2 protein-coding genes and 3 pseudogenes are annotated in these 3276 nt (G+C 56.7%); 1 reads left to right on the top strand and 4 read right to left on the bottom strand.

The genetic code is table 11. The features are described 5' to 3' along the window. The coding region (locus AC1DYX_RS29645) for a hypothetical protein (RefSeq protein WP_477265579.1) at window positions 1–283 on the top strand (283 nt) is incomplete at its 5' end. Window positions 284–606: 323 nt separating this feature from the next. Here the strand turns inward: AC1DYX_RS29645 and AC1DYX_RS29640 are convergent. The 4 genes and pseudogenes from AC1DYX_RS29640 to AC1DYX_RS29625 all read right to left on the bottom strand — a co-directional run. Then, window positions 607–789, bottom strand: a pseudogene (locus AC1DYX_RS29640) (IS5/IS1182 family transposase); the annotation flags it as partial. A 259-nt stretch (window positions 790–1048) separates the two neighbouring features. Further along, window positions 1049–1309 (bottom strand): annotated as a pseudogene (locus tag AC1DYX_RS29635) (IS110 family transposase); the annotation flags it as partial. A 156-nt stretch (window positions 1310–1465) separates the two neighbouring features. After that, window positions 1466–2047 (bottom strand): annotated as a pseudogene (locus tag AC1DYX_RS29630) (IS5 family transposase); the annotation flags it as partial. A gap of 420 nt (window positions 2048–2467) precedes the next feature. Then, window positions 2468–3013 carry a hypothetical protein gene (locus AC1DYX_RS29625; RefSeq protein ID WP_477265577.1) on the bottom strand — a complete coding sequence of 182 codons (546 nt, stop codon included), beginning with the start codon at window positions 3011–3013 and terminating at the stop codon, window positions 2468–2470. Window positions 3014–3276: the final 263 nt, after the last annotated feature.

Raw genomic sequence — 3276 nt, 5'->3', positions numbered from 1 at the left:
GGACGAGGACCAGGTGGCCGGGCTAGCCGTGACGCTGGGCGAACAATACGTCAGGCAGTTCGGCTGGGATTGGAACGAAGTGAACTTCAAGGATGACTATCTGGACGAGCATTATGTCGCCAGCGTCCTCAACCCGGACAAGTCGCTTGCGATCGTTCCGACGTGGTGGATCTACGATATTCTTGAGATGGAGAAGTCGAACGGGATTTTATTGAATTTCAATATGGTGGAGGCGAACCGGGTGCCTGTTGGTCCACCGAACGATGCGCTCATCATTCATTGAGTTCAAGATGCTGTGGAGCCCGTTTAGTGGTGCCCGATTATTTCAAATAAAGGATGACGCACCGAAGTTTCAGACAGTGCACCAGTCTGTCCCCGGATCGTAAGTGTAGGCTTCGTCAATTGGCGTGAACTTTATGCCACGCAAACCAGGTTCGTTAGCCGTTTTAAAGAATTCGTCGGTGCATACCAACGAAAAGATCTCGATACACTGAAACAGATGTGGCGTCGATATCAACCCGCTCCTGCAAGCCGATTGCGAGGGGCCTACCCTCATCTCCTACGCCGCTTGCTGCGGCACACTAATACCCCAAACCCCCGACGGATTCAGGGCATGGCGACGGTCTGGGATGTGCCCAGCCGCGTGAAGCGGTTGAGTATGGCGGCACGCACTTGCAGTTCGGCGACCTGACGATCGAAGTCACGCGCCATSACSCGTTCAYCGAGCAGTTTKAAGCATCGCATTTTTGTTTCAACGAGACTGCGTCGATGATAGCCAGTCCACTTCTTCTATATGGACGCCTCCCTTTTGCAAGGTATTTTCAGCTCTGTTCAGACGAGGAAAGTCGCAGTTCTATATCCGGCCTTGTACCCGGCAACGCCGCTGGCCCCGATGAAATCCGCTGATCCACGCCTCATTCCAAATACGGGCTTGGTGGCCCAGGAAGAAGTTCAGGTTTAATGGATCCCGGTCTGACCTGTCTGTCATCACTTTCAATACCTAACGCAACTGGTGACGTGTCATTCTTTCGTCAGTTAAAGGCATTCTTCACGTCGAGTGCGCGAGCGGCTTTAAGCTGACGTGGTYCTTGTCATACRCRCGCTCATGGGCCAAYACCGCCCAGATCGTGCGCGCKATCTTGTTGGCCAGYGCRACGATCACCACGTTGGGYGGCCGGCGYTGRCTSAGTTGCYGCAACCACGCGCTGGGCGTCTTGGCGTGACGGAATACTGCGCGTGCTCCATGGATCAGCAGCGTTCGAAGGTACGTGTCGCCACGCTTGCTCATGCCGCCCGTCTCCTTGTCCACCGTGTACAGCTGGAATACATTCTTGGCCGTGTCGACACCGACCACCGTTTTGCGAGTAGCATTCATGATGTGGATCCTCCGGTTAACCTTGCAAGCTTTGCAGCTTTCACTTTAGGCGCTTCTGACGCCGTCGGCCCGCGAGGGTCCACCTTTTCTGCCACTGACGCTGGCGATCATCTCGTCAGCGTCGATCTGATCGGGCAGGCATGGCAGCATTGGCGCGTCGCCGGTCGCGTTGTCGGTCACTTCGATGGCCCGGATTTCCAGCGTGTCCGCGTCGATGCCGGGATGGATCTTGCGCCACTGGCGACGGTAATCGGCCCCATGCTTTTTGACCTTCCATTCGGCTTCGCCCAGCATCTTGATGCCGGTGCTGTCGACCAGAAGATGCACTCCCGTCGTCTTCGGGTGCGCCCCGATCATCACCGCCAAATTCTTCTGGCGCCGGCTGACCGTGCTGAAGTCGGGTACTTGCCAGTCGAGGCCGGACAGTTTGAGAAGGCTTTGCGCCATGCCCATCGCCTGGCGCAGGGGCAGACTGAACAGGCCCTTGATGGTCAGGCAGAACTGGATCGCCGCCTCGCTGTATGTCGGGCTGCGACCCCGTTTGCCGCTGGCACTGCCGTGCCAGCACATGTCCTTGTCCAGCCAGATGTGCAGCGAGCCGCGCGCSTTCAGCGCCGCGTTGTATGCTTTCCAATTGGTCGTTCGGTACTTCGGTTTTGCARGAGCACTCATGTCGTCAGTTTACCTGCGCCCGAGCGGGCTRCTGGGACCGAYTTATGCAACAAAGCCGAAAACTGTGCTCATCTTCTTCCTTATTACGAGGTCGGCACTGTGCCGCCCCTCTCAATGCCACAGCCGCGTCGAGCGCGGCGTAGGTACTGCTGCGCCTTTTCCTCGGCAGTTATGCTGCGTCGAGTTGGGCCATCGCGCGATGATATTTTGCGGTCCTAGCCAGGTCAGCAGCCGTGGGCGCCGCAATCCACCCAACTTAACGAGCGCACCATCAGCTTGCCTTTTGAGTCATGAACTTGTGGGGCTTGGTACGTAGCGGCCTTGGTTTCGACCTCGTCCTGCAGCGTTCCCTTAAGGTGAGCTGCCAATCGTGCCGATGCTACGCGGGCGTGGCAACGCCGAGCCATGGTCTTCCAAGCCTTACGACACCTTTGTAGGGAACACAAACTTTTTGGCTGGTGGCCCGGTGCGGGGCGGGTTGGCGCGGTCCGGGACATTCGCATCGAGGGTGCTGACCAATTCCTCGAAATTCCCCTGCGATCCAAGGAAGTTAAAGATATTGGACGGTGGGGACGTGTTCACCAAAGGCTCCCATTGCCAGCGCGGTCGCGCGACTACGACAAAGAGCATCCGGGGCGGCACGTTCTTGGGGCAGCGCCATCCGCTCAAGCCATCCTCGCCGCTTAGATCTGCGCTGTTGACTAGCGCTCTGAGAATCGCCATGGGCCCCGGTGGGAGGCGGTTGTTGATTTCTTCGCGCGCATACTTTAGCGCGGTAGCGAAGGAACCAAAAAATATATTTTGTCGGTCATCCTCTGTCACCGCACGCGTACTCAGGTTGAGGTTGGTAAATCCTGCGGTAATGCCAAGTTTGAGCCGGGCGTCGCGACTGGCAATCAATCCCTGTGCACGGATCGAGTCGAGTGCGCTGATAGATGTCGCTTGAAAAACAAATTGCCAGGCCATGGATGCTCCTTCCTAATATTTGTTTTATTGACAATTTCCTGCTGCTGAGAACAGTTCACGCTTGCGATGTGATTACGRCTCCTTCCCCTATTCTACGCTGCAGCCTGTGCCAGCATTCTCTCCAATTGTCTCTAGGCAAATCGGTTCATAGGAAAGCATGGATACGTAGCCTTTTGCGTGAGTGTGCCCAGCCGCGTGAAGCGGTTGAGTATGGCGGCACGCACTTGCAGTTCGGCGACCTGACGATCGAAGTCACGCGCCAT

Source organism: Massilia sp. P2_C2, from assembly GCF_056404615.1.
The sequence above is the reverse complement of the archived record's forward strand: the minus strand, read 5'-3'. Positions and strand labels throughout refer to the sequence as shown.

Coding starts and splice junctions, on each gene's coding strand:
- AC1DYX_RS29625 (WP_477265577.1), bottom strand. CDS start 3,013: ATGGCCTGGCAATTTGTTTTTCAAGCGACATCTATCAGCGCACTCGAC.